This is a genomic window from Streptomyces sp. NPDC050704, assembly GCF_040654355.1.
Taxonomy (GTDB): Bacteria; Actinomycetota; Actinomycetes; order Streptomycetales; family Streptomycetaceae; genus Streptomyces.
Window position 1 is genome coordinate 17,964 of sequence record NZ_JBFAHW010000002.1, and the last position, 22,913, is coordinate 40,876.

Here is a 22,913-nt window from a genome sequence, read left to right on the forward strand (position 1 = left end):
TGGGGCCATGACGGTGATGGAGACCACAAGCACCGAGACCGAGGCGGACGGCTGTGCCGGAGCCCCGCCATACACAGGGCGGCGTCCGGACGGCCAGGACCAGTACACGATCAGCGAGGTCGTCGCCTTCACCGGCCTGACGGCACACACGCTCCGCTGGTACGAGCGGATCGGGCTGATGCCGCACATCGACCGCTCGCACACCGGCCAGCGCCGCTACAGCAACCGCGACCTCGACTGGCTCGACCTCGTCGGCAAGCTGCGGCTGACCGGGATGCCGGTCGCGGACATGGTGCGGTACGCGGAGATGGTCCGCGAGGGAGACCACACGTACGCCGAGCGGTTCGAACTGCTGGAGGAGACCCGCCGGGACGTCCGGGCCCGGATCGCCGAGCTCCAGGACACCCTCGCGGTGCTCGACCGGAAGATCAATTTCTACGCGGACGCCGGGCGGGCCCTGGCGTCGGAGAGGTCCTGATGACGGACAGCACGATCGCGAAGGTCCAACTCGGTACGGGCGGCCCCGAGGTGGGGGTGCAGGGGCTCGGCTGCATGGGCATGAGTTTCGCGTACGGCCCGACGGACGCCGACGAGGCGAGGGCCACCCTGGAGCGGGCGCTGGAGCTCGGCGTCACGCTCTACGACACCGCGGACGCCTACGGCCAGGGCGAGAACGAGGAGTTCCTGTCGCCGTTCTTCAAGGCGCACCGCGAGGAGATCGTCATCGCGACGAAGTTCGCCCTGTCGATCCCGCCGGGCGAGCCGACGAAGCGGATCATCCGGAACGACCCGCCGTACATCCGCCAGGCCGTCGAGGCGAGCCTGAAGCGGCTGGACGTCGACGTGATCGACCTCTACTACATGCACCGCCGCGATGTGAACGTCCCCATCGAGGAGACCGTCGGCGTCATGGCCGAGCTGGTGCGCGAGGGCAAGGTCAAGCACCTCGGGCTGAGCGAGGTCACGGGCGACGAGCTGCGGGACGCGCAGGCCGTGCACCCGATCGCGGCCCTCCAGTCGGAGTGGTCGCTGTTCAGCCGCGACATCGAGGCGGGTGTCGTGCCGGCCGCGCGCGAGCTGGGCGTGGCCCTGGTTCCGTACTCGCCGCTCGGCCGCGGCTTCCTCACCGGTTCCTTCGTGAACGCCGAGAAGGACCTGACCGCAGACGACTTCCGCCGTCAGCAGCCCCGGTTCACCGGCGACAACGCGGCGGCGAACGCGGCGCTGCTCGAGCCGGTCCGGGCGGTCGCGGAGGCCCACGGCGCCACACCGGGCCAGATCGCGCTGGCGTGGGTGCAGCGGCAGGCGGCGACGTACGGTCTCCCGTCCGTACCGATCCCGGGCACCCGCAAGCGCACCCGCGTCGAGGAGAACGCGGCCGCGACGCGGATCGCACTGACCGAGGCCGACATGACCCTCCTGGACCCGATCGCCTCCAAGGTGGCAGGCAACCGCTACGGCGACATGACGTTCACCTCGGCGGGCCGGGAGTAATAGCAGCGCCCCGTAGGGGCGCGGGGAACTGCGCGACCAGCCGAGAACAACCCGCAGTCAACAGATAACCCGCAGTTTCCCGGCCCCACCCAGCAGAGCGCTAAAGCTCCGCCAGCAGCTCCGCCTTCTTCACCGTGAACTCCTCATCCGTCACCAGCCCCGCCTCGTGCAGCTCGCCCAGGTGACGGATGCGGTCGGCGATGTCGGCCGGATCGCGCCGCGGAACCGTGGCCTCGATCTTGGCCGACGGACCGGCGGCCCGTACCGCCGCGAGGACCGACGCCGCGAAGGGAAGGGACTCGTGGACCGGCCCGTAGCCGAGCCCGAAGACGACCGCGGCCGGGTCCTGGTCGGCCTGCGCGGGCTGAGCGATCGCGGACGCGCGGCGCAGCAGGCGGAGATGGCCCTCGAAGACCTCAGGCGAGCGCCACTCGACACCGCACAGGTCCGAGACGGCGAAACCCTGGTCGCCGGCCTTCCACTTGGCGGAGGACGCGCCCGTCCAGAACCACCGGAAGTGCACGGACTTGCCGTCGAAGGACGCCTTCCCGTCGTACGCCTTGAACTGCAGGGGCGTCTCGGGCGGCTCCACCAGATAGCGCTCCGGCGGATCCGTGTCGTTGGTCGCGAGGAGAGCGCGCAGCTCGTCCGCGTAGTACTCGGCGAGAGTCGCGCGCTCGGCGGGCAGCACCAGCCGGTAGGGGTCGGACGCCTCCTTGAGCTGTCCCGCGGCCGCCTCCATCAACGGATCCGCTCCCGGTCTCGGCTCGGCATGCAGGACCACCGTCCCGCGTTTGCCGGGCGTCAGAGTCACGGCCGCGATCGCGTCGAGCGGGATACGGCGTTCACCGAGCGTCTGGAAGAGCTTCGGCGTGCGGATCCCCCGTTCGAAGCGGATGAGCACGGAGTCGGACTCGAACTCCCAGGCGGCATGAAATCCGGCCAGTACGTCACCCATGCGGGCCATCGTATGCGGCATGCGCTTCCAAGTCCCCTCCCTGAGCAGACCGCAGTTTCTTCGTTCTCTACGCGCGTCCGGCCTCTGCCGTGCCGGGCAAACCGTTCTGGCACGCGTCATCCTCGTGGGCGCAGCGCACCGCCCGGTACGCGCCAATGCCGATCTCGGCGAAGTTCCGCAGGCTCTCGGTCCCGGGCTCGAAGTACCCGCCGTGCCCCTCGGCACCCTCGGCGGACAGCACCCGCGCCCCGAACGCGGCGGACATCGGGTCGGCCCCGTGGCCGAGCCCGCCGAACTCCAGATGCGGTACGTCCCGGATCCAGTCGTCGGCATCCCGTACGGCCCACACCTGGGCGTAGGTCTCCAGCTGTGTGGCCTTCTCGACCCGCATTCCGGGGCTCCCCGCCACCGCTATGTCGGAGACCCGTGACGGCAGCGAGGGCGCGGCGACCCCGCAGACCACGGACCCGTAGCTGTGGCAGTACAGCGCGACCTTCGAACCGCCGGGCAGCCCCCGCACGAGGTCGTTCAGCCGGACCGCGCCCTCCTCGGCGCGCACTCCGGTGGCCGCGTCCATGCCGAGGCCGCTGGGCGCCGTGTAGTCGGCCCAGGCGATCACGGCCGTACGGGTCCGGGGGCTCGCTGTCCGCTCCGCGTCGTACAGGGACTTCGCCATGCCGACGGGCGCCGAGTACTGGCGGTTGGTGCGCTGGAAGTTCAGCAGGTCGGTGTCGACGCCGGGCACCACCACCGAGACCCGCTGGGCCTCGCCGAGGTTCCCGAACACCTCCGCGATCCGGCCGGGACCGGTCGGGTCGAAGGCGAGGATGTGGCGCTTCGTGTCCATCAGCGCCTCGTACCGCTTCATGCGGCGGGCCGCGTCGTGCTGTCCGGTCTCCGAGAGCCGGTCGTCGTGCACACGTTTGCGCTCGACCTTGCGCGCCTGGTCGAGGGCGACGCGGTTGGCCCGGTAGCGGAGCTTCACCGGCGCCCCGTTCATGTTGCCGACCGCGAGCGGGTAGCGGGTGGCGAGCCGCGCGCGCTGCCCCGTGTCGAGCGAGGCGAAGAACCGGGTCAGCCGGGCGGGCGTGGAGTCCAGGTCCGGCAGCCGGTACCCGTCTATGCGACCGCGTTCCCAGGCGGACCGGGAGGCGTCGAGCGGTGTGGCCGCCCCGCGGTGATTGCGTACCGCGGTCCAGCCGGTGGTCCCGAGCATCACGAACACCACGGCCAGAGCGAGGAGCATGCGCCAGACGTTGAGTTGGGGAGTGGAGTCGAAGGAAGTCACTGAAAGGACACACTAAGAGAACGAGAGGGTCTCGCGTTAACCGAGTGAGGGGGATCACGTTTCCGCTGGGGTAATTGGGGCAAAGTGGGCGGCGGTTGAATCATTCCTCACTCTGCGTGTGCGAGTGAGGGGCTCGTGCCCGTAGTTGCCGGGACCGACGTGACCCTGTGTATGAAGTCGGTCACCCCTTATTCGCCTCGTCGTGTCCGCCGTCCGTACGCCAGTTCTCCGTCAACGCGGGCCCCACCTGGTCGAGATACGAGGCGGTCAGGTCGCGGATCGACTCCACGCCGAAGTCCCCGCCCGCGCTCAGCAGGCGGCTCGTCAGCCGGATCACCCCGCCGAACAGGGCCACCGTCACGCGCGGCCGCGGATCGGTGTCCACGTCGAGCCCCTCACGCTCCGCGATCACCCGTGCGACCTCCTCCTCCAGACCTTCCTGGCGGCGCAAGTGAGCGGCGAGCAGTGCGGGCGTCGACTCGATCAACTGGAAGGTGCGCATGTGCAGTTCCATCGGGACGACCGCCTCGATGACCTCTCCGAAGGTGTCCCAGCTCTCCAGGACGGCCCGGCGCAGCGCCTCCAGCGGGGCCTCGTGGGGCGGACGTTCGCGCACCGCCTCGACGAAATGCGCCTCCGCCATCGTCTGGACCGCGAAGGCGGCCTCCTCCTTGCCCGCGAAGTACCGGAAGAAGGTGCGCTGCGAGACGTCGACGGCCTCGGCGATCTCGTCGACGGTCGTCCGCTCGTACCCCTGGGTGGTGAACAGCTCCAGGGCCGCCCGCACCAGCGCGTCGCGGGTGCGCTGTTTCTTGAGCTCGCGCAGCCCCGGTCGTGCCGTCTCCATGGGTCCTCTTCTCGTCCCGGCGGTGGGCACCTGGGTGTTCACCGGTAGGGGGCACTCTATGGGCGGGTGACGTGACAGTTGCCGACTTATGAATTGGTTTGTCAAATGTCAGAGGCTGTCACTAGCCTCGCGTGCATGACTAGTCAGACCACCGTCGACACGACGGGCCCGGCCGACAAGGCCCCGGCGGACCCCTCCGGTTCGACCCCGGCCAAGGGTCTGCGCGGCCACCCCTGGTTCACCCTGTTCACCGTGGCCGTCGGCGTCATGATGGTGGCCCTCGACGGCACCATCGTGGCCATCGCCAACCCGGCCATCCAGCGGGACCTCAAGGCGAGCTTCGCGGACGTCCAGTGGATAACCAACGGCTACTTCCTCGCGCTCGCGGTCGCGCTGATCACGGCGGGCAAGCTCGGCGACCGGTTCGGCCACCGGCAGACCTTCCTCATCGGGGTGGTCGGCTTCGCGGCGGCCTCGGGGGCCATCGGGCTGTCCGACAGCATCGCCTTCGTCGTCGTCTTCCGGGTGCTCCAGGGCCTGTTCGGCGCCCTGCTGATGCCGGCCGCGCTCGGACTGCTGCGGGCCACCTTCCCGGCCGAGAAGCTGAACATGGCGATCGGCATCTGGGGCATGGTGATCGGTGCCTCCACCGCCGGCGGCCCGATCCTCGGCGGCGTCCTCGTCGAGCACGTCAGCTGGCAGTCCGTCTTCTTCATCAACGTGCCGGTCGGCATCCTCGCCGTCGTCCTCGGCGTGGTGATCCTGACCGACCACCGCGCGGAGAACGCGCCGCGCTCCTTCGACATCCTCGGCATCGGGCTGCTGTCCGGCGCCATGTTCTGCCTGGTCTGGGCGCTCATCAAGGCCCCGACCTGGGGCTGGGGCGACGGCCTGACCTGGGGGTTCCTGGGTATCGCCGTGCTCGGCTTCGGACTGTTCGCGTTCTGGGAGACCAGGGTGCGCGAGCCGCTCATCCCCCTCGGACTCTTCCGGTCCGTACCGCTCTCGGCCGGTGTGGTCCTGATGGTGCTCATGGCCATCGCCTTCATGGGCGGCCTGTTCTTCGTCACCTTCTACCTGCAGAATGTGCACGGCATGAGCCCGATCGACGCGGGCCTGCACCTGCTGCCGCTCACCGGCATGATGATCGTCGGCTCGCCCCTCGCGGGCGCGATGATCACCAAGACGGGACCGCGTATCCCGCTCGCGGGCGGCATGGCGTGCACGGCCATCGCGATGTACGGCGTCTCGACCCTGGAGACGGACACGGGCAGCGGAGTCATGTCGATCTGGTTCGCGCTCCTCGGTCTCGGCCTCGCACCCGTCATGGTCGGCGCGACCGAGGTCATCGTGGGCAACGCGCCGATGGAGCTCTCCGGTGTCGCCGGCGGTCTCCAGCAGGCCGCGATGCAGATCGGCGGCAGCCTCGGTACGGCGGTCCTCGGTGCCGTGATGGCCTCCAAGGTCGACAGCGACCTGGCCGGCAACTGGGCGGACGCCCAGCTCCCGCCGCTCGACCCGGCCCAGCTCGACCAGGCCGCGGAGGCGGTCCAGGTCGGCGCCGCGCCGGTGGCGCCGGGCACGCCGCCCGAAATCGCCGAGAAGATCACGAACGTCGCGCACGACACGTTCATCTCCGGCATGAGCATGGCCAGTCTCGTCGCGGCCGGCGTCGGCGTGGTGGCGGTCTTCGTCGCCTTCCTCACCAAGCGGGGCGACAACGCGGACGCGGGCGCGGGGGTCGGACACATCTGACCCGGGCAATCTGGTCGCGGCCCCGCCGAGTTCGCCCGGCGGGGCTTTCGCCTATCAGGGTGACGCGGTTCCGTATGACTTTCATATGGACCGCATCGCGGCCAGAGTGCTCTCAACTGATCCGTGCGACACGGCAGTTCGGTGAGGTCGTGGCGCGCTGCCGGAGGGGGGCGGCGCGCCACGGAACCGAAGAAGGCCGAAGAAGCCGAAGAATGCAGACGTACGGGTCTGAGACAGCGGAACCGGGGTACCCGCCGCTCCGAGCCCGAACCGGTCGGTGTCCAACCGGCTCAGAGGTCCAGGGAGTTGATGATGGCGGGCTTCGGTCACACCACGCGCAAGCACCCTCGCTCACGTCGCCGAACGTGGTCACGGAGCGGGCCGGACCGCGCGACGCTCGGAATCATCGGAGCCATCTGCGCGATCGCCGGGTTCTTCAAGCTGGGGATCATCCTCGGCCCGGTGGCGGTCGTCTGCGGCTGGCTCGCCATGGGGCGCAGCTGGAACGGCGCCCGCCCGCTGTCGGCGCTGATCGCCCTCGTACTGGGCGCGATCGACACCATCCTGGCAATCGTCTGGATCGCCGGAACAGCGGGCCCAGGCACCGGAATGTTGTGAGATCCACGGTTCCCCGCGCAGCCCCTTCAGGGGCGCGGGGAACTGCGCGCCCAGCCCCCACCGACCCGCACGTAACGAACAACCCCCGGCAGGAATCGCCTACCTGAGACGCTCCTCCGCAGCCCCCGGCACGGGACGCGGCACATTCCCCGACGGCTCTGCCAGCGCAGCTACCTGCGCACGCAGCGCCCGTACTTCCTCCGCCAAAGACTCGATCGCAGCGGTCTGCCGCCGCCCCTCCTCGTCCTCCGACTCGAAGCGGGCGATGAACCAGGCCGCGATATTGGCGGTGACCACACCGAGCAGCGCGATCCCGGAGAGCATCAGGCCGACCGCTATCACCCGGCCGAGCCCGGTCGTCGGGGCGTGGTCGCCGTACCCGACGGTCGTCATCGTGGTGAAGGACCACCACAGCGCGTCACCCATCGTCCTGATGTTGCCGTCCGGCGAGTCCCGCTCGACGGACAGTACGGCCAGCGAGCCGAACATCAACAGCGCCACCACGGAACCCGCGACGTACGTGGTCAGCTGTATCTGCGAGGCCAGCCGGGCCCGTTGCCCGACAAGCAGCAGGGTGGAGACGAGCCGCAACAGCCGCAGCGGCCGGAGCAGCGGCAACAGCACCGCGGCGAGGTCGAGCCAGTGCGTACGCACGAAGGCCAGGCGCCGCTCGGCCAGCTTCAGCCGCACGGCGTAGTCCAGGGCGAACGCGCCCCACACCACCCACTCCACCGCCGTGCACCAGGACATCACCTGCCGGCTCGCGGTGGGCCACACGATCGGCACGGCATAGGCGGCGGCGAACACCACAGCGAGCCCCAACAGCGGCCGCTGAGTCCGCCGCTCCCAACGAACCTGCGCCGACGTCTCTTTCATGCCCGCATCGTAAAGAAACGTGAAGGGGTGGTGTGACCCGCAAGTCACACCACCCCTTCACGGCAGGCGCCCCGTAAGGGGCGCGGGGAACGGCGCGCCCAGCCCCCACCGACCCGCAGATGCCTACCGGCCGAACCCGCGGAGCGCTACGCGTCGCCGCCCGCCGCACCAGGATCGGCCGCCGCCACATCCAGCAGCTGGTAACGATCGATGGCCTGCTTCAGAACGGACCGGTCGACCTTGCCCTCGCGGGCCAGCTCGGTGAGCACCCCGACCACGATCGACTGCGCGTCGATGTGGAAGAACCGCCGCGCCGCACCACGCGTGTCCGCGAAGCCGAAGCCGTCGGCGCCCAGCGACTGGTAAGTCCCCGGCACCCACCGGGAGATCTGGTCGGGAACGGACCGCATCCAGTCGGACACCGCCACGAACGGGCCCTGCGCGCCGGACAGCTTGCGCGTCACGTACGGGACGCGCTGCTCCTCCTCGGGGTGCAGCAGGTTGTGCCGCTCCACGTCGACGGCCTCGCGGCGCAGCTCGTTCCAGGAGGTGGCGGACCAGACGTCCGCCTTGACGTTCCACTCCTCGGCGAGGATCTTCTGCGCCTCGACCGCCCACGGGACGGCGACACCGGACGCCATGATCTGCGCCGGGATCGAGCCCGCGGTGCCTTCGCGGTAGCGGTGGATGCCCTTGAGGATGCCGTCGACATCCACGTTCTCGGGCTCGGCCGGGTGCTGGATCGGCTCGTTGTAGACGGTGAGGTAGTAGAAGACGTCCTCGGACTCCGGGCCGTACATCCGGCGCAGGCCGTCCTTCACGATGTGCGCGATCTCGAAGCCGTAGGCCGGGTCGTACGCGACACAGCCCGGGTTCGTCGAGGCGAGCAGCTGCGAGTGGCCGTCGGCGTGCTGGAGACCCTCACCGGTCAGGGTCGTACGTCCCGCGGTCGCGCCCAGCACGAAACCGCGCGCCAACTGGTCGGCCATCTGCCAGAACTGGTCGCCGGTGCGCTGGAAACCGAACATCGAGTAGAAGACGTACACCGGGATGAGCGGCTCGCCGTGCGTCGCGTACGCCGAACCGGCCGCGATCAGCGAGGCCGTGCAGCCCGCCTCGGAGATGCCGTCGTGCAGCATCTGCCCGGTCGGGGACTCCTTGTACGCGAGCAGCAGATCGCGGTCCACGGCCTCGTACTGCTGGCCGAGCGGGTTGTAGATCTTCGCGCTCGGGAAGAACGAGTCCATGCCGAAGGTGCGGTACTCGTCGGGCGCGATCAGCACGAACCGCTTGCCGATCTCCTTGTCCCGCATGAGGTCCTTGAGCAGCCGTACGAACGCCATGGTCGTGGCGATCGACTGCTGGCCCGAGCCCTTCTTCACACTCGCGTACGTCTTGTCCTCGGGAAGGTTCAGCGGTTTCGACCGCACGACGCGGGTCGGCACGTATCCGCCCAGGCCCTTGCGGCGGTCGTGCATGTACTGGATCTCCTCCGAGTCCCGGCCCGGGTGGTAGTACGGCGGCGCGCCGGACTCCAGCTCCTTGTCCGAGATCGGCAGGTGCAGGCGGTCGCGGAAGCCCTTGAGGTCGGCGACCGTCAGCTTCTTCATCTGGTGGGTCGCGTTGCGGCCCTCGAAGTTCGGGCCGAGCGTCCAGCCCTTGACGGTCTGCGCGAGGATCACCGTCGGCTGGCCGGTGTGCTCCTTGGCCGCCGCGTACGCCGCGTAGACCTTCTTGTGGTCGTGGCCGCCGCGTCCCAGGTGCAGGATCTGGTCGTCGGTCATGTTCTCGACCATCGCCCGCAGCCGGTGGTCGTCACCGAAGAAGTGCTGGCGGATGTACGCGCCGGTCTCGGTGGCGTACGTCTGGAACTGGCCGTCGGGCGTGGTGTTCAGCCTGTTGACGAGCACGCCGTCGCGGTCCTGCGCGAGCAGCGGGTCCCAGGTGCGGTCCCACACCAGCTTGATGACGTTCCAGCCGGCGCCCCGGAACTGCGACTCCAGCTCCTGGATGATCTTCCCGTTGCCGCGCACCGGGCCGTCGAGGCGCTGGAGGTTGCAGTTGACGACGAAGGTCAGGTTGTCCAGGCCCTCGCGCGCGGCGATCGACAGCTGGCCGAGCGACTCCGGCTCGTCCATCTCGCCGTCGCCGAGAAACGCCCATACGTGGGACTTGGAGGTGTCCGCGATGCCGCGCGCCTCCATGTAGCGGTTCATCCGCGCCTGGAAGATCGCGCCGAGCGGGCCGAGGCCCATGGAGACGGTCGGGAACTCCCAGAAGTCCGGCATCGACCGCGGGTGCGGGTACGACGACAGGCCGCTCGGCGCCTTGGACTTCTCCTGCCGGAAGGCGTCCAGCTGCCGCTCGCTCAGCCGGTCCAGCATGAACGCGCGGGCGTAGATACCGGGGGACGCGTGCCCCTGGAAGAAGATCTGGTCGCCGCCGTCGCCCTCGTCCTTGCCGCGGAAGAAGTGGTTGAAGCCCACGTCGTAGAGCGAGGCGGAGGAGGCGAAGGTGGCGATGTGCCCGCCGACGCCGATACCGGGGCGCTGGGCCCTGGACACCATCACGGCCGCGTTCCAGCGGGTCGCGTTCAGGATCTTCCGCTCGATCTCCTCGTTGCCGGGGAAGAACGGCTCGTCCTTGGTGGCGATGGTGTTGACGTAGTCCGTGCTGCGCATCTCGGGCACGGCCACACGCTTCTCGCGAGCCCGTTCGATCAGCCGCAGCATGAGATAGCGGGCCCGCTCCCGGCCGCGCTCGTCCACGGCGGCGTCGAGGGAGTCGAGCCACTCCTGGGTCTCTTCGGGGTCGAAGTCAGGGACCTGACTCGGAAGGCCGCCAATGATGATCGGGTTGCGATCGGGTCCGGAAGCCACGCTGTTCCTTCGCTCTCAGGGGGCCGCTTTTTCTCGGTACTGTCTCGGCTTTTACTCTGGTTTCCTGGGTGTCTGCACCGTTCCCCATCGTGTACCTCGGGAACGGAAACGTCATCTCTACCGAGAGGTAACCGAGACGTTTGTCCGCTTCCCCCAGGGGCGGGCCGGGCAAATCGCAACGATACGCCCAGCCCATGACGCGTCCCGCAAAGCCATTCGGCTCTCGTACCCTTGTAGGGTTCTGAAATTCACAAACCGGGCAGATTGGTGTGGTGTGCGTCACCTGATGCCGTGATTGCTTGGCGGGAGTTGCGGCGACACGGCCAGGATCGTCACCGTTTCGGCGGTCTCGACGGCCGGGTACTTGCGCGATCCGTCCCGCCCGTGTGGACTACGGCCAATGCTTCGCGCACGCGCGTGGCTTGAACTTCCCCAAAGGCTCGACCTTGATCGAGCGGGGGAAGACCCCAAAATTACCGAACATGATCAGGAGGCAACCCGTGAGCGCGACCGCGGACCACGCGGAGGAGCGGACGAGCCTGGCCGCCAGGCTGGGATTCCAGCCCGAGCAGGTGGTCCAGGAGATCGGCTTCGACGACGACGTCGACCAGGAGCTCCGCGAGGCCATTGAAGAAGTCATCGGCAGCGAGCTCATGGACGAGGAGTACGACGACGTCGCCGACGCCGTAGTGCTCTGGTTCCGAGACGACGACGGCGACCTGACGGATGCGCTGGTGGATGCCACCACGTACGTCGAAGAGGGCGGCGCCATTCTGCTGCTGACGCCGAAGACCGGCCGAGACGGCTATGTGGAGCCGAGCGACATCGCCGAAGCGGTGACGACCGCGGGTCTGTCCCAGACCAAGGGCATCAGCGTGGGGAAGGACTGGAGCGGCAGCAGGCTGGCCACGCCGAAGGCGGCCAAGTCGTCGAAGCGGTGACGCTCCGCTGAACTGAGCGGGGGTTCCGGGGGCTGGCGCCCCCGGGGCCCCCGCTTTTCGGCCGTTCAGGGGGGTCTGTGGGCCCCGGAGGCCGCTGCGTAGGGTGGGCGTCACCCGAACAGCCCTATGGAAGGGACGCAGGAACCATGACGATCGAGGTCGGCGAAAAGGCCCCGGACTTCGAGCTCAAGGACAACCACGGCGCCACCGTGAGACTCTCCGACTTCCGCGGCGCGAAGAACGTGGTGCTGCTCTTCTACCCCTTCGCCTTCACCGGCGTGTGCACGGGCGAGCTGTGCGCCCTGCGCGACAACCTGCCGAAGTTCTCCGACCGCGACACGCAACTGCTCGCCGTCTCGAACGACTCCATCCACACGCTGCGCGTCTTCTCCGAGCAGGAGAGCCTGGAGTACCCGCTGCTGTCGGACTTCTGGCCGCACGGCGAGGTCTCGCGCGCGTACGGCGTCTTCGACGAGGACAAGGGCTGCGCGGTGCGCGGCACGTTCGTCATCGACAAGGAGGGCGTCGTCCGCTGGACCGTCGTCAACGGTCTGCCGGACGCGCGTGACCTGAACGAGTACGTGAAGGCCCTCGACACTCTGTGATTCTTCGAGTGCAGGGCCTGCGCAGGTGGGGAACCCCTCACTAGGATCGACACGTTGATCCGATACCAACGCTTACGGGGCTCCCCGCCCCTGGACACCAATGGGAGGACTCGTGGGAGTCAGCCTCAGCAAGGGCGGCAACGTATCGCTTTCGAAGGAGGCTCCTGGCCTTACCGCGGTCATCGTGGGACTGGGGTGGGATGTTCGTACCACCACCGGTACCGACTTCGACCTCGACGCCAGCGCCATCCTGACGAACGCGGAGGGCAAGGTCAGCAGTGACGCCAACTTCGTGTTCTTCAACAACCTGAAGAGCCAGGACGGCTCGGTCGAGCACACCGGCGACAACATCACCGGTGAGGGCGAGGGGGACGACGAGCAGATCAAGGTCAACCTCGCCGCGGTCCCGGCCGATGTCGAGAAGATCGTGTTCCCGGTCTCGATCTACGACGCCGAGAACCGCCAGCAGTCGTTCGGCCAGGTGCGCAACGCGTTCATCCGCGTCGTGAACCAGGCCGGCGAGGCGGAGATCGCCCGGTACGACCTCTCCGAGGACGCCTCGACGGAGACCGCGATGGTCTTCGGTGAGCTCTACCGCCATGGTGCGGAGTGGAAGTTCCGTGCCATCGGCCAGGGGTACGCCTCGGGCCTGCGCGGCATCGCGCAGGACTTCGGCGTCAACGTCTGAGCCACCCAGGGGTCGACGTCCGGCCCGAGCCGTTTCACCGCTTCACCTCTTTCCGTCCGGCGCCGCATTCTCCGAGTGCGGCGCCGGACGTGCTCGACAACCCAATGGCTTGACCGGGGAGGAACAGGATCATGGGCGTCACACTCGCCAAGGGGGGCAATGTCTCCCTCTCCAAGGCCGCACCGAACCTCACGCAGGTACTGATCGGGCTCGGCTGGGACGCGCGCTCCACCACCGGAGCCGACTTCGACCTCGACGCCAGCGCGCTGCTGTGCAACTCGGGGAGGGTGCTCGGCGACGAGTGGTTCATCTTCTACAACCAGCTCAAGAGCCCGGACGGCTCGGTCGAGCACACCGGCGACAACCTCACCGGTGAGGGCGAGGGCGACGACGAGTCCCTCCTGATCGACCTCTCCAAGGTGCCCGCCAACGTCGACAAGATCGTCTTCCCGGTCTCCATCCATGACGCCGACAACCGCGGCCAGACCTTCGGCCAGGTCAGCAACGCCTTCATCCGCGTCGTCAACCAGGCCGACGGCCAGGAGCTCGCCCGCTACGACCTCTCCGAGGACGCCTCCACGGAGACGGCCATGATCTTCGGCGAGGTGTACCGCTACGGCGGCGAGTGGAAGTTCCGGGCGGTGGGACAGGGGTACGCGTCGGGTCTGCGGGGCATCGCGCTGGACTTCGGGGTCAACGTGTCCTGAACGCCGGTCCGGCGTCCGGCGAGGGGCGGCTCCGGCGTTCGGACCGCCTGGACCTGCGACTCTCCTGGTGAGACGGCCCGGCCCGTTCGCCCGTAGAGTCTGCCCTCTAGACTTTGTGGTCAATGTTTCGTAAAGCCGGGTACGGCGGGGGGAAACCCCCTCCGGACTTCGTCCGGGGGTAACCCCTCAACTCATGATTGGGTAGCCAGTGGTTCTGAAAACCTTCGGCTGGTCGTTCGCGGTCACCGCGCTCGGCTTGGTCGCAGCGGTGTTCATCGGCGGATGGACCGCCTTCGGGGTCGTCTTGATCCTGTCCGTCCTCGAGATCTCGCTGTCCTTCGACAACGCGGTGGTCAACGCCGGAATCCTGAAGAAGATGAGTGCCTTCTGGCAGAAGATCTTCCTCACCATCGGCATCCTGATCGCCGTCTTCGGAATGCGGCTCGTCTTCCCCGTCGTGATCGTCGCCATCAGCGCCTCGCTCGGCCCCATCGAGGCGGTCGACCTGGCGCTGAACGACGCGGACCGTTACGAGGAACTGGTCACCGACGCCCACCCGTCGATCGCTGCCTTCGGCGGCATGTTCCTGTTGATGATCTTCCTGGACTTCATCTTCCAGGACCGTGACATCAAGTGGCTCGGCTGGCTGGAGCGCCCGCTGGCCAAGCTCGGCAAGGTCGACATGCTGTCGGCCTGCATCGCGCTGATCGTCCTGCTGATCACCGCCCTGTACCTCGCCCCGAAGGCCCACCTGCACGCCGGGTCCGCCGACAAGGCGGAGACGGTGCTGCTCTCCGGCGTCGCCGGTCTCATCACGTATCTGGTCGTCGGCGGTCTCTCCGGCTTCTTCGAGAACCGTCTCGAGGAAGCGGAGGAGCGCGAGCACGAGGCCGAGGAGGAGGCCAAGCGGGAGGGCAAGAACGTCACCGGCATGGCGCTCGTCGGCAAGGCCGCCTTCTTCATGTTCCTCTACCTGGAGGTCCTGGACGCGTCGTTCTCCTTCGACGGTGTCATCGGCGCCTTCGCCATCACCAACGACATCATCCTGATGGCGCTCGGCCTGGGCATCGGCGCCATGTACGTCCGGTCGCTCACCGTCTACCTGGTCCGCCAGGGCACCCTCGACGACTACGTCTACCTGGAGCACGGCGCCCACTACGCCATCGGCGCCCTCGCCGCGATCCTGCTCATCACGATCCGCTTCGAGGTCAACGAGCTCATCACCGGCTTCATCGGCATCTTCCTGATCGGCTGGTCCTTCTGGTCCTCCGTCCGCCGCAACAAGGCCCTCGCGGAAGCCGAGGGAAAAGCTGAGTCCTCGGGCGAGAAGGCCGAAGTCTCGTCCGGGGTGTGACACCCGTCCGGGTGAGGAACGCTCTGTGAGGGGCGGCCGTCGGGAAGTCCTGACGGCCGCCCCTGCGTGTGCGCCGAGGTGAACGTCGAAGTGAACAGGGAAGTGTGGGGGCGGGAATGAGCTTCTGGGATGGCCTGTGGCGCGGCGGACGGTCGACGCCGTTCGACTCGGGCAGCGCGGCGACCAACGCCATCGAACTGACCAAACGGAACCACACGGTCTCGCTCAGCAAGCAGGGCGCGGCCAACGGAAACCTGCGCATCAACCTGTCCTGGCGCATGCGCACCTCCGACATAGGCGGGCCCCAGCGGGAGAGCCTGCTGCGCCACCCCTTCAAGGCCTTCAAGCCCGAGGTGGTGCAGGCGCACACCCAGAGCATGGTCAACGTCGACCTCGACCTCGGCTGCATGTACGAGCTCGCGGACGGCACCAAGGGCGTCGTCCAGCCACTGGGCAGCTTCTTCGGCGAGCTGAACTCGGCGCCGTACGTGAAACTCAGCGGCGACGACCGCTTCGGCTCGGGATCCGGCGAGACGATCTTCGTCAACCTCGACCACCGCGAGGAGATCAAGCGGCTCCTGGTCTTCGTCTACATCTACGACCAGACCCCCGCCTTCGACCGTACGCACGCCATCGTGACCCTCTACCCCAGCAACGGCCCCCGGATCGAGGTCGGCCTCGACGAGCGCCACCCGCAGGCCCGCTCCTGTGCGGTGGTCATGATCGAGAACGTCAAGAACGAGCTGGTGGTCCGCCGCGAGGTGAAGTTCGTGTACGGGTTCCAGGCGGAGCTCGACCGGCTCTACGGCTGGGGGCTGCAGTGGGGGCGCGGCTACAAGGCGAAGGCCGACCGCTGACGGGGCGCTGCCGCTGGGCTTGGCCGGGGCGCCCAGGGGGGCGGGGGCTCAGGTGTTGTGGCGCGTGTGGGTTGGTTGTGGCTGGGCGCGCAGTTCCCCGCGCCCCTTTCGGCCTGGCGGCCGATCGCGGGCTAAGCGGGCCCGGCGAAGTCCGCTGCGGTTCGGCAGCGCCCCGAAGGGGCGCGGGGAACTGCGCGACCGGCCACGACGGTGCCGCAGGCGGCCGACGGCACAGCGCGGCACTTCCAGCGGAGCGCTCAGCGGCCGATGAACTGGGGGCCCTGTGGGGGGAGTTTGAAGTCTGGGTCCGGGAGGGTGCCTACCGGTTGGGGGTAGCCGTAGGCGGGCTGGCTCGTGGGTTGTGGGTAGCCGTACGCGGGCTGGGCGGCGGGTGGCCGCTGCGAGGCGGCCGGGGGATAGCCGTAGGACGGCTGGGCGGCCTGCTGAGGCAGGTGGGTGGGCTGCTCGGGCGGCAGCGGCTGCGAGCCGCCGGGCGCGGCCGACGCAGGCTCGGCCTCGGTATCGGACTCGTCCACCGAGATGCCGAAGTCGGACGCCAGACCCTCCAGGCCGTTCGAATAGCCCTCGCCGAGCGCCCGGAACTTCCAGCCCTCGCCGCGCCGGTACAGCTCACCGCAGATCAGCGCGGTCTCCTCGCCGGTCTCCGGCTTGATGTCGAAGTACGCCAGCGGCTCGGCGTCCGCGAGCGTGGCGTCGTACAGCAGGATCCGCAGTGCGGGGACCCGGTCGAAGCTGACACCGTCGGCGGAAGCGACAAGGAGAATCCGTCCCACCTCATTGTCAACGCCCGTCAGATCCGACTGAATCGAGTCGGTGTGACCCTCGGCAACGCGTTTCTTGCCGAGTCCCCAGACCTTGCCCGAGGGGTGCCGGGGCTGGTTGTAGAACACGAAGTCCTCGTCGGATCGCACACGACCGTCGGGACCGAGGAGCAGCGCCGACGCGTCCACGACCGGGACCCCGTGCCCCGGCGCCCAGCGCAGCACGGCACGCACCGCTGTGGCGTTCAGCGGGACGTTCGACCCTTTCAGCATCGCGTGCGTCATGCGGTCATCCTGCCTTCTCGGTCCTGGTCACGACAACGCGGGGGTGCCCTCCCGCTCGACCTGGTATGCGGGCGCGGGACACAATCGTGTTGATCCCCGTTACCTGAATTTCATGCCCAGCGGGAACCCTCGACATGGATCCCTACGTACTATTACCGGCCACATATCGTCAGGCCGGCCAGCCACCCCGGGGGAGACTCATGCGTCATTTCGGGCACATCGCCCCTGAGGTGCGGGAGCGCCTCTTCCACCAGGAGCCGTGCGTCTTCACCGCGGACTCCCCGGCCCGGGTGCTCGCGGCGGCCCTCGGAGCCACCCTCTACAGCCCCGCGACCAGGCAGAAGCTGGCCGACGACATCGTGAAGCAGGCCGGGCGGGGCGTCGTCTCGATGGTGCTGTGCCTGGAGGACTCGATCGACGACTCGGAGGTCCCCGAGGCCGAGGAGAACCTGGTCCGGCAGTTCGGCGACCTGGCCGAACGCTGCCCGGAGACCGAGCTGCCGCTGCTGTTCGTCCGGGTCAGGGCGCCCGAGCAGATCCCCGACCTCGTCCGGCGGCTCGGCCCCGCGGTCCGGCTGCTGTCCGGATTCGTACTGCCGAAGTTCACCGAGGAGCGGGGGATCCCGTTCCTGGAGGCGCTCACCGCGGCCGAGGGTGCGAGCGGGCGGCGGCTGTTCGCGATGCCCGTTCTCGAGTCGCCCGATCTGCTGTACCGGGAGTCGCGGGCGGAGACCCTCGCGGGGATCTCCCGGGTCGTCGACAAGTACCGCGACCGGGTCCTCGCGCTGCGGCTCGGCGTCACCGACTTCTGCTCGGCGTACGGCCTGCGCAGGGCGCCCGACATGACCGCGTACGACGTGCAGATCGTCGCCTCCGTGATCGCCGACGTGGTGAACGTGCTCGGGCGGGCCGACGGCACCGGATTCACGGTGACCGGGCCCGTGTGGGAGTACTTTCGAGTACAGGAGCGCATGTTCAAGCCGCAGCTGCGCCGGAGTCCCTTCACCCCGGAGGCCGAGGACCTGCGCAACGCGCTGATCGAGCACGACATGGACGGACTGCTGCGCGAGATCTCCCTCGACCGGACCAACGGCCTGCAGGGCAAGACCTGCATCCACCCCTCGCACGTCGCGCCCGTGCACGCCCTCTCCGTCGTGAGCCACGAGGAGTTCACCGACGCCCAGGACATCCTGCGGCCCGAGCGTGGCGGCGGGGGTGTGCTGCGGTCGGCGTACACGAACAAGATGAACGAGGTGAAGCCGCACCGCGCCTGGGCCGAGCGCACCCTCCAGCGCGCCGAGGTCTTCGGCGTCGCCAACGAGGACATCGGCTTCGTGGAGCTGCTCGCCGCCGGAATCCCCGGCTGACGACCGCTGACAGCAACTGAGCCGCTGACAGCTGCTGACACCCGCTGACAAACAAGGAATCCATGAAAAAGGCTGTGAACGAAGGGGTCGGGTCCGGGACGGGGGCCGGCTCCGGGGCAGGTGCTGGGGTCGGTGCTCGTGCCGACTCCGGGACCGGGATAGGCACTGGCACCGGAACTGGGGCAGGGACTGGGACCGGGGTCTGGACGGGGGCGGGGTTCCGGCCCGGGGCAGGTGCCGGGACCGGGACTCCTACAGGCGGCGGGACCGGGGCCGGGACCGGCGACGGGGTGTGGTCCGGCGCCTGGGTCGCCGAGCGGCTCGGGGTCGAGCTGGTCGGGGACGAGGGGCTCGGGGAGCTGCTGGGGCTGGCGTTGCGGCGCAACCCCAAGCGGGCGCATCTGCTGGTGTCGAACGTGCTGGGCAAGCATGTGCCGCAGTCGCCGGCCGTCGTGTACGGGTACGGGTTCGCGCTCGGCCTGCGGGTGCGGGATCTGCTCGGTGAGGACGAGGCACGCCGGGCTGTCGTCCTCGGGTACGCCGAGACGGCCACCGGGCTCGGCCACTCGGTCGCGGACGGCGTGGGCCTCGCGCCCTGCCTCCACTCGACCCGGCGCCCGGTCGAGGGTGTCGCACCGGCGGGCGGTTTCGAGGAGGCCCACTCGCACGCCACCTCGCACCTGCTCCTACCGGAGAACCCCGCGCTGCTGGCGGGCGACGGCCCGCTGGTCCTGGTCGACGACGAGTTCTCCACCGGCAACACGATCCTCAACACCATCCGTGACCTGCACGAACGCCATCCGCGCGAGCGGTACGTCATAGTCACCCTGGTCGACATGCGCTCGGCCGCGGACCTCGGACGCCTGACGGACTTCGCCCACGAGATCAACACCCGCGTGGACCTCGTGGCGGCCGCAAGCGGAACGGTACGACTTCCCGAGGGAGTCCTGCAGAAGGGCCAGGCACTGGTCGCACGGTACGAGTCCACCGGGGGACCGGGAGACTCGGCCGCCCCGGCCCAGGACCTTGCCGGTCGGGCGGCCCCGGCCGGCCCGGGCGAGGGCCTTGACGACCGGCCGACATCGGCCGGACCGGGAGTGGGTTCCGCCGGCCAGGCGGTTTCGGTGGAGCTTGGTGTGGCTTCGGCGGGGCCGGAGGGCTCTGTGGAGCAGGCTGCCTCGGGCGGATCGGCGGGTTCCGCCGAGCAGGCGGTTTCGTGCGGCTCGGGAGCCCGCCGCGCGGCGGCCGTTCGTGTCGAGCTGGGATGGCCCGGCGGGGTACCCGACGGTGGACGGCATGGGTTCACGCCTGAGCATCGGGTGCGTCTGGAAGAGGCTCTCCCCGTCATGGCCGAGCGGATCGCCGAGGCGTTGCCGGTCGGTGTTCGCCGGGGCAGCGGTCGGGTTCTCGTCCTCGGGTGCGAAGAGTTGATGTACGCGCCGCTGCGGCTCGGTGTGGCCCTGGAGAAGATCGTCGACGGCGAGGTCCGTTACTCCACCACCACGCGTTCGCCGGTCCTCGCCCTCGACGACCCCGGCTACGCGATCCGCACCCGGCTCGTCTTCCCCTCCCACGACAACCCCGCCGACGGACCGGGCGAGCGGTACGCCTACAACGTCGCGGGCGCCGGCTTCGACGCGGTCGTCGCCGTGGTCGACTCGCTCGCCGACACCCCCGAACTGCACGCCCCCGACGGCCTGTTGGCGCGGCTCGCCGCCCACACGCCGAGCGTGCTGCTCGCCGTCGTCCCGTCGTACGTACCACCGGTATCGCCAGTACTACCGGCACCGCCGTCCACCGAAAGGCCCTCCATGCTGTCCGAGCCCCTCCGCGGCCCCGACTTCTCCTCGTACGCCCCTGACGAGGTCGGCTGGCTGCTGCAGGACCTCTCGGACACCCGGCTGGAGGCGCCGACCGAGGAGCGCGAGGAGGCGATCCAGAGCGGCGGCGCGCACTACGCGGAGTCGCTGCCGGTGGAGTACCAGCCGAGCCCGCAGTACCAGGAGCTCTTCCACAACGCGCTCGGCACCTCCGCCGTCCGCATCGCCCAGGCCGTCGGCGCGGTCACGGAGACCGTGCTGGCCGAGCGGTCACCGCGTCCCGTCCTGGTGTCGCTGGCCCGCGCCGGCACCCCCGTCGGTGTCCTGATGCGCCGCTGGGCCCAGCACCGCCACGGCCTCGACCTCCCGCACTACGCCGTCTCCATCGTGCGCGGCCGCGGCATCGACGCCAACGCGCTGCGCTGGCTCGCGGCCCACCACGACCCGGCCGACGTCGTCTTCGTGGACGGCTGGACCGGCAAGGGTGCCATCACCCGCGAACTCACCCAGGCCGTCGAGGAGTTCGAGACCTCCGACGGCATCACGGGCTTCGACCCGGAGATCGCGGTCCTCGCCGACCCGGGTTCCTGCGTGCGTACGTACGGCACCCGCGAGGACTTCCTCATCCCCTCCGCCTGCCTCAACTCGACGGTCTCCGGCCTCATTTCACGTACGGTCCTCCGTGCCGACCTGGTCGGCGAGCACGACTACCACGGCGCGAAGTTCTACCGCGAGCTCGCCGGCGTGGACGTCTCCGTCGACTTCCTGGACGCCGTCTCCGCGCGCTTCGGCGAGGTCGACCAAGCGGTGGACGACCGGGTCAAGGAACTACTCTCCACCGACCGCACGCCAACCTGGGAGGGCTGGGCGGCAGTTGAGCGGATCAGCGAGGAGTACGGGATCCACGACGTGAACCTCGTCAAGCCGGGCGTCGGCGAGGCGACCCGCGTCCTGCTGCGCCGCGTCCCGTGGAAGATCCTCGCCCGTGCCGGAGCGGGCGCCGACCTCGACCACGTACGCCTGCTCGCCGAACAGCGCGGCGTACCCGTCGAGGAGGTCGCCGAACTCCCGTACACCTGCGTCGGGTTGATCCACCCCAAGTACACGCGCGGCGCGACCGGCGCCGACGGCAAGGCGGTGGCGGTCTGATGACGAACCCCACCACCGCGCCCAGGACGCTCGTCGCCAGCGACCTCGACCGCACGCTCATCTACTCCGCCGCGGCGCTCGCCCTGACCATGCCCGACCCCGAGGCACCCCGGCTGCTCAGCGTCGAGGTGCACGAGAGCAAGCCGCTGTCGTACATGACCGAGACCGCGGCCGGCCTGCTCGCCGAACTCGGCGACGCGGCCGACTTCGTACCGACCACGACCCGCACCCGCAGGCAGTACCAGCGCATCCGGCTCCCGGGCCCCGCCCCGAAGTACGCCATCTGCGCCAACGGCGGCCACCTCCTCGTCGACGGCGTCTCAGACGAGGCGTGGCACGCCCGGGTGACCGAGCGTCTCGCCCGCGAGTGCGCCTCGCTCGACGAGGTGCGCGAGCACATGATGGCCACCTCCGACCCGGCCTGGGTGCGCAAGCACCGCGTCGCCGAGGACCTGTTCGCGTACGTCGTCGTCGAGCGCGAACTGCTCCCCGAGGACTGGGTGAAGGAACTTGCCGTCTGGGCGGAGAACCGCGGCTGGACCGTCTCGCTCCAGGGCCGCAAGATCTACGCCGTGCCGAAGCCGCTCACCAAGAGCGCCGCCATGCACGAGGTCGCCCGCCGCACCGGAGCGACCCTGACCCTCGCGGCCGGTGACTCGCTCCTCGACGCCGACCTGCTGCTGGCCGCGGACCGGGGCTGGCGCCCGGGCCACGGCGAGCTGGCCGACGTCGGCTGGACGGCTCCCGGAGTCACGTCGCTTCCGGAACGGGGTGTCATCGCGGGCGAGCGGATTCTGCGGGAGTTCTTGGGGGAGTCCCGGTAGGGGCACCAGCGGGATCGGCGGGACGGGTGGTGCGGGTGGTGCGGGTGGGACCGGCGGCTTCGGCGGAGTGACCTCGCTCGTGCCCTCGCTCCTGCTCCAGCCCCTGCCGCTCTCCCTGCCCCCGTTCCTGTCCTCGTTCCTGTCCTCGTTCCTTCTCGCGCCGACGTCCGCCCGGACCCGGCTTGAGGAACCGCACGCCCACGAAGAGCAGCACCCCGAGCACCGCCGCGACCAGCACGACCTTCGAGTACGTCGACACATAGCCGGTGACGTCCGTCCAGTTCTCGCCGAGCAGATAGCCGGCGAGGACGAAGACGGTGTTCCAGATCGCGCTGCCCAGCGTGGTCAGGCCGAGGAAGACGGGCAGCCGCATGCGTTCGACGCCCGCGGGCACGGAAATCAGGCTGCGGAAGATCGGGATCATCCGTCCGAAGAACACGGCCTTGGTGCCGTGCCGGGTGAACCACGCCTCGGTCTTCTCGATGTCCGAGACCTTCACCAGCGGCAGCCGGGCCGCGATCGCCACCGTGCGGTCGCGGCCGAGCAGCGCCCCCACCCCGTACAGCGCGAGCGCACCGACGACCGAGCCGATCGTCGTCCACAGCAGGGCGGCGAGCAGGTTCATCTGCCCGGTGCTCGCCGCGAACCCCGCGAGCGGCAGGATGACCTCGCTGGGCAGCGGCGGAAACAGGTTCTCCAGGGCGATGGCGAGGCCCGCGCCCGGCGCCCCGAGCGTGTCCATGAGGCTGTTGATCCACTGGGGTGCGCTGCTGTCGGTCACACGGCCGACGCTAGAGAACCGAACCTGAAGGCAGACTG

At 69.3% G+C, this 22,913-nt stretch carries 20 protein-coding genes; 13 read left to right on the forward strand and 7 right to left on the reverse strand.

What is annotated here, in order from left to right; all coding sequences use genetic code 11:
• The first annotated feature begins 7 nt into the window (after nt 1-7).
• Together AB0I18_RS01105 and AB0I18_RS01110 are read left to right on the forward strand one after the other, a co-directional pair.
• Nucleotides 8-478, forward strand: coding sequence for a MerR family transcriptional regulator (locus AB0I18_RS01105; RefSeq protein ID WP_363103223.1), 471 nt, complete (start codon nt 8-10; stop codon nt 476-478).
• Nucleotides 478-1,494 (forward strand): aldo/keto reductase, encoded by a 1,017-nt coding sequence (locus AB0I18_RS01110; protein WP_363103224.1) that lies wholly within the window; start codon nt 478-480, stop codon nt 1,492-1,494. The genes AB0I18_RS01105 and AB0I18_RS01110 overlap by 1 nt, the downstream gene beginning before the upstream one ends.
• A 100-nt stretch (nt 1,495-1,594) precedes the next feature.
• Here AB0I18_RS01110 and AB0I18_RS01115 read toward each other — a convergent pair whose 3' ends face one another.
• From AB0I18_RS01115 to AB0I18_RS01125, 3 genes are all read right to left on the reverse strand, one after another.
• The gene (locus AB0I18_RS01115; RefSeq protein WP_363103371.1) at nt 1,595-2,461 is read right to left on the reverse strand and encodes a DUF4429 domain-containing protein; all 867 of its coding nucleotides are present in this window, start codon (nt 2,459-2,461) and stop codon (nt 1,595-1,597) included.
• Between the two features lie 58 nt (nt 2,462-2,519).
• The gene (locus AB0I18_RS01120) at nt 2,520-3,740 is read right to left on the reverse strand and encodes an alpha/beta hydrolase (protein ID WP_363103225.1); all 1,221 of its coding nucleotides are present in this window, start codon (nt 3,738-3,740) and stop codon (nt 2,520-2,522) included.
• A 181-nt stretch (nt 3,741-3,921) separates the two neighbouring features.
• A complete protein-coding gene (locus AB0I18_RS01125; protein WP_363103226.1) occupies nt 3,922-4,587 on the reverse strand; it encodes a TetR family transcriptional regulator in 666 nt (221 codons plus the stop codon).
• Nucleotides 4,588-4,722: 135 nt separating this feature from the next.
• Between AB0I18_RS01125 and AB0I18_RS01130 the strand changes: the two genes are divergently transcribed.
• Both AB0I18_RS01130 and AB0I18_RS01135 read left to right on the forward strand, forming a co-directional pair.
• Nucleotides 4,723-6,342 (forward strand): MFS transporter, encoded by a 1,620-nt coding sequence (locus AB0I18_RS01130; RefSeq protein ID WP_363103227.1) that lies wholly within the window; start codon nt 4,723-4,725, stop codon nt 6,340-6,342.
• A gap of 309 nt (nt 6,343-6,651) precedes the next feature.
• Complete coding sequence (locus AB0I18_RS01135; RefSeq protein WP_363103228.1) at nt 6,652-6,960, forward strand: small hydrophobic protein; 309 nt, start codon at nt 6,652-6,654, stop codon at nt 6,958-6,960.
• A 99-nt stretch (nt 6,961-7,059) separates the two neighbouring features.
• Here the strand turns inward: AB0I18_RS01135 and AB0I18_RS01140 are convergent, their stop codons facing one another.
• Nucleotides 7,060-7,836: a potassium channel family protein gene (locus tag AB0I18_RS01140; protein WP_363103229.1), complete on the reverse strand. Its 777-nt coding sequence runs from the start codon at nt 7,834-7,836 to the stop codon at nt 7,060-7,062.
• A 146-nt stretch (nt 7,837-7,982) separates the two neighbouring features.
• Nucleotides 7,983-10,715: a pyruvate dehydrogenase (acetyl-transferring), homodimeric type gene (gene aceE / locus AB0I18_RS01145; protein WP_363103230.1), complete on the reverse strand. Its 2,733-nt coding sequence runs from the start codon at nt 10,713-10,715 to the stop codon at nt 7,983-7,985.
• Nucleotides 10,716-11,215: 500 nt separating this feature from the next.
• Here aceE and AB0I18_RS01150 point away from each other — a divergent pair, with 500 nt between their 5' ends.
• The 6 genes from AB0I18_RS01150 (at nt 11,216) to AB0I18_RS01175 (ending at nt 15,867) form a co-directional block, all read left to right on the forward strand.
• Nucleotides 11,216-11,656 carry a DUF3052 domain-containing protein gene (locus AB0I18_RS01150; protein WP_363103231.1) on the forward strand — a complete coding sequence of 147 codons (441 nt, stop codon included), beginning with the start codon at nt 11,216-11,218 and terminating at the stop codon, nt 11,654-11,656.
• Between the two features lie 146 nt (nt 11,657-11,802).
• The gene (locus AB0I18_RS01155; protein WP_363103232.1) at nt 11,803-12,261 is read left to right on the forward strand and encodes a peroxiredoxin; all 459 of its coding nucleotides are present in this window, start codon (nt 11,803-11,805) and stop codon (nt 12,259-12,261) included.
• 112 nt (nt 12,262-12,373) lie between these two features.
• The gene (locus AB0I18_RS01160; RefSeq protein ID WP_210573912.1) at nt 12,374-12,949 is read left to right on the forward strand and encodes a TerD family protein; all 576 of its coding nucleotides are present in this window, start codon (nt 12,374-12,376) and stop codon (nt 12,947-12,949) included.
• A 131-nt stretch (nt 12,950-13,080) separates the two neighbouring features.
• Nucleotides 13,081-13,656 (forward strand): TerD family protein, encoded by a 576-nt coding sequence (locus tag AB0I18_RS01165; RefSeq protein ID WP_363103233.1) that lies wholly within the window; start codon nt 13,081-13,083, stop codon nt 13,654-13,656.
• A 208-nt stretch (nt 13,657-13,864) separates the two neighbouring features.
• On the forward strand, nt 13,865-15,010 hold the full coding sequence (locus tag AB0I18_RS01170; RefSeq protein WP_363103234.1) for a DUF475 domain-containing protein: 1,146 nt from the start codon (nt 13,865-13,867) through the stop codon (nt 15,008-15,010).
• Between the two features lie 116 nt (nt 15,011-15,126).
• Complete coding sequence (locus tag AB0I18_RS01175) at nt 15,127-15,867, forward strand: Tellurium resistance (RefSeq protein WP_363103235.1); 741 nt, start codon at nt 15,127-15,129, stop codon at nt 15,865-15,867.
• Nucleotides 15,868-16,124: 257 nt separating this feature from the next.
• Here AB0I18_RS01175 and AB0I18_RS01180 read toward each other — a convergent pair whose 3' ends face one another.
• On the reverse strand, nt 16,125-16,934 hold the full coding sequence (locus AB0I18_RS01180; RefSeq protein ID WP_363103236.1) for a TerD family protein: 810 nt from the start codon (nt 16,932-16,934) through the stop codon (nt 16,125-16,127).
• 200 nt (nt 16,935-17,134) lie between these two features.
• Here AB0I18_RS01180 and AB0I18_RS01185 point away from each other — a divergent pair, with 200 nt between their 5' ends.
• From AB0I18_RS01185 to AB0I18_RS01195, 3 genes are all read left to right on the forward strand, one after another.
• On the forward strand, nt 17,135-18,301 hold the full coding sequence (locus AB0I18_RS01185; RefSeq protein ID WP_363103237.1) for an HpcH/HpaI aldolase/citrate lyase family protein: 1,167 nt from the start codon (nt 17,135-17,137) through the stop codon (nt 18,299-18,301).
• A gap of 290 nt (nt 18,302-18,591) precedes the next feature.
• On the forward strand, nt 18,592-21,270 hold the full coding sequence (locus AB0I18_RS01190; RefSeq protein ID WP_363103238.1) for a phosphoribosyltransferase: 2,679 nt from the start codon (nt 18,592-18,594) through the stop codon (nt 21,268-21,270).
• Nucleotides 21,270-22,094: an HAD family hydrolase gene (locus AB0I18_RS01195; RefSeq protein WP_363103239.1), complete on the forward strand. Its 825-nt coding sequence runs from the start codon at nt 21,270-21,272 to the stop codon at nt 22,092-22,094. The genes AB0I18_RS01190 and AB0I18_RS01195 overlap by 1 nt, the downstream gene beginning before the upstream one ends.
• On the opposite strand, the gene AB0I18_RS01200 is transcribed toward AB0I18_RS01195, so the two are convergent.
• Entirely contained in the window at nt 22,045-22,836 is a 792-nt protein-coding gene (locus AB0I18_RS01200; protein ID WP_363103372.1) for a VTT domain-containing protein, read from the reverse strand. The genes AB0I18_RS01195 and AB0I18_RS01200 overlap by 50 nt on opposite strands.
• Nucleotides 22,837-22,913 lie beyond the last annotated feature (77 nt).

Coding starts and splice junctions, on each gene's coding strand:
- AB0I18_RS01125 (WP_363103226.1), bottom strand. CDS start 4,587: ATGGAGACGGCACGACCGGGGCTGCGCGAGCTCAAGAAACAGCGCACC.
- AB0I18_RS01135 (WP_363103228.1), top strand. CDS start 6,652: ATGATGGCGGGCTTCGGTCACACCACGCGCAAGCACCCTCGCTCACGT.
- AB0I18_RS01105 (WP_363103223.1), top strand. CDS start 8: ATGACGGTGATGGAGACCACAAGCACCGAGACCGAGGCGGACGGCTGT.
- AB0I18_RS01140 (WP_363103229.1), bottom strand. CDS start 7,836: ATGAAAGAGACGTCGGCGCAGGTTCGTTGGGAGCGGCGGACTCAGCGG.
- AB0I18_RS01185 (WP_363103237.1), top strand. CDS start 17,135: ATGCGTCATTTCGGGCACATCGCCCCTGAGGTGCGGGAGCGCCTCTTC.
- AB0I18_RS01115 (WP_363103371.1), bottom strand. CDS start 2,461: ATGGCCCGCATGGGTGACGTACTGGCCGGATTTCATGCCGCCTGGGAG.
- AB0I18_RS01110 (WP_363103224.1), top strand. CDS start 478: ATGACGGACAGCACGATCGCGAAGGTCCAACTCGGTACGGGCGGCCCC.
- AB0I18_RS01195 (WP_363103239.1), top strand. CDS start 21,270: ATGACGAACCCCACCACCGCGCCCAGGACGCTCGTCGCCAGCGACCTC.
- AB0I18_RS01200 (WP_363103372.1), bottom strand. CDS start 22,836: ATGGACACGCTCGGGGCGCCGGGCGCGGGCCTCGCCATCGCCCTGGAG.
- AB0I18_RS01180 (WP_363103236.1), bottom strand. CDS start 16,934: ATGACGCACGCGATGCTGAAAGGGTCGAACGTCCCGCTGAACGCCACA.
- AB0I18_RS01165 (WP_363103233.1), top strand. CDS start 13,081: ATGGGCGTCACACTCGCCAAGGGGGGCAATGTCTCCCTCTCCAAGGCC.
- AB0I18_RS01155 (WP_363103232.1), top strand. CDS start 11,803: ATGACGATCGAGGTCGGCGAAAAGGCCCCGGACTTCGAGCTCAAGGAC.
- AB0I18_RS01130 (WP_363103227.1), top strand. CDS start 4,723: ATGACTAGTCAGACCACCGTCGACACGACGGGCCCGGCCGACAAGGCC.
- AB0I18_RS01175 (WP_363103235.1), top strand. CDS start 15,127: ATGAGCTTCTGGGATGGCCTGTGGCGCGGCGGACGGTCGACGCCGTTC.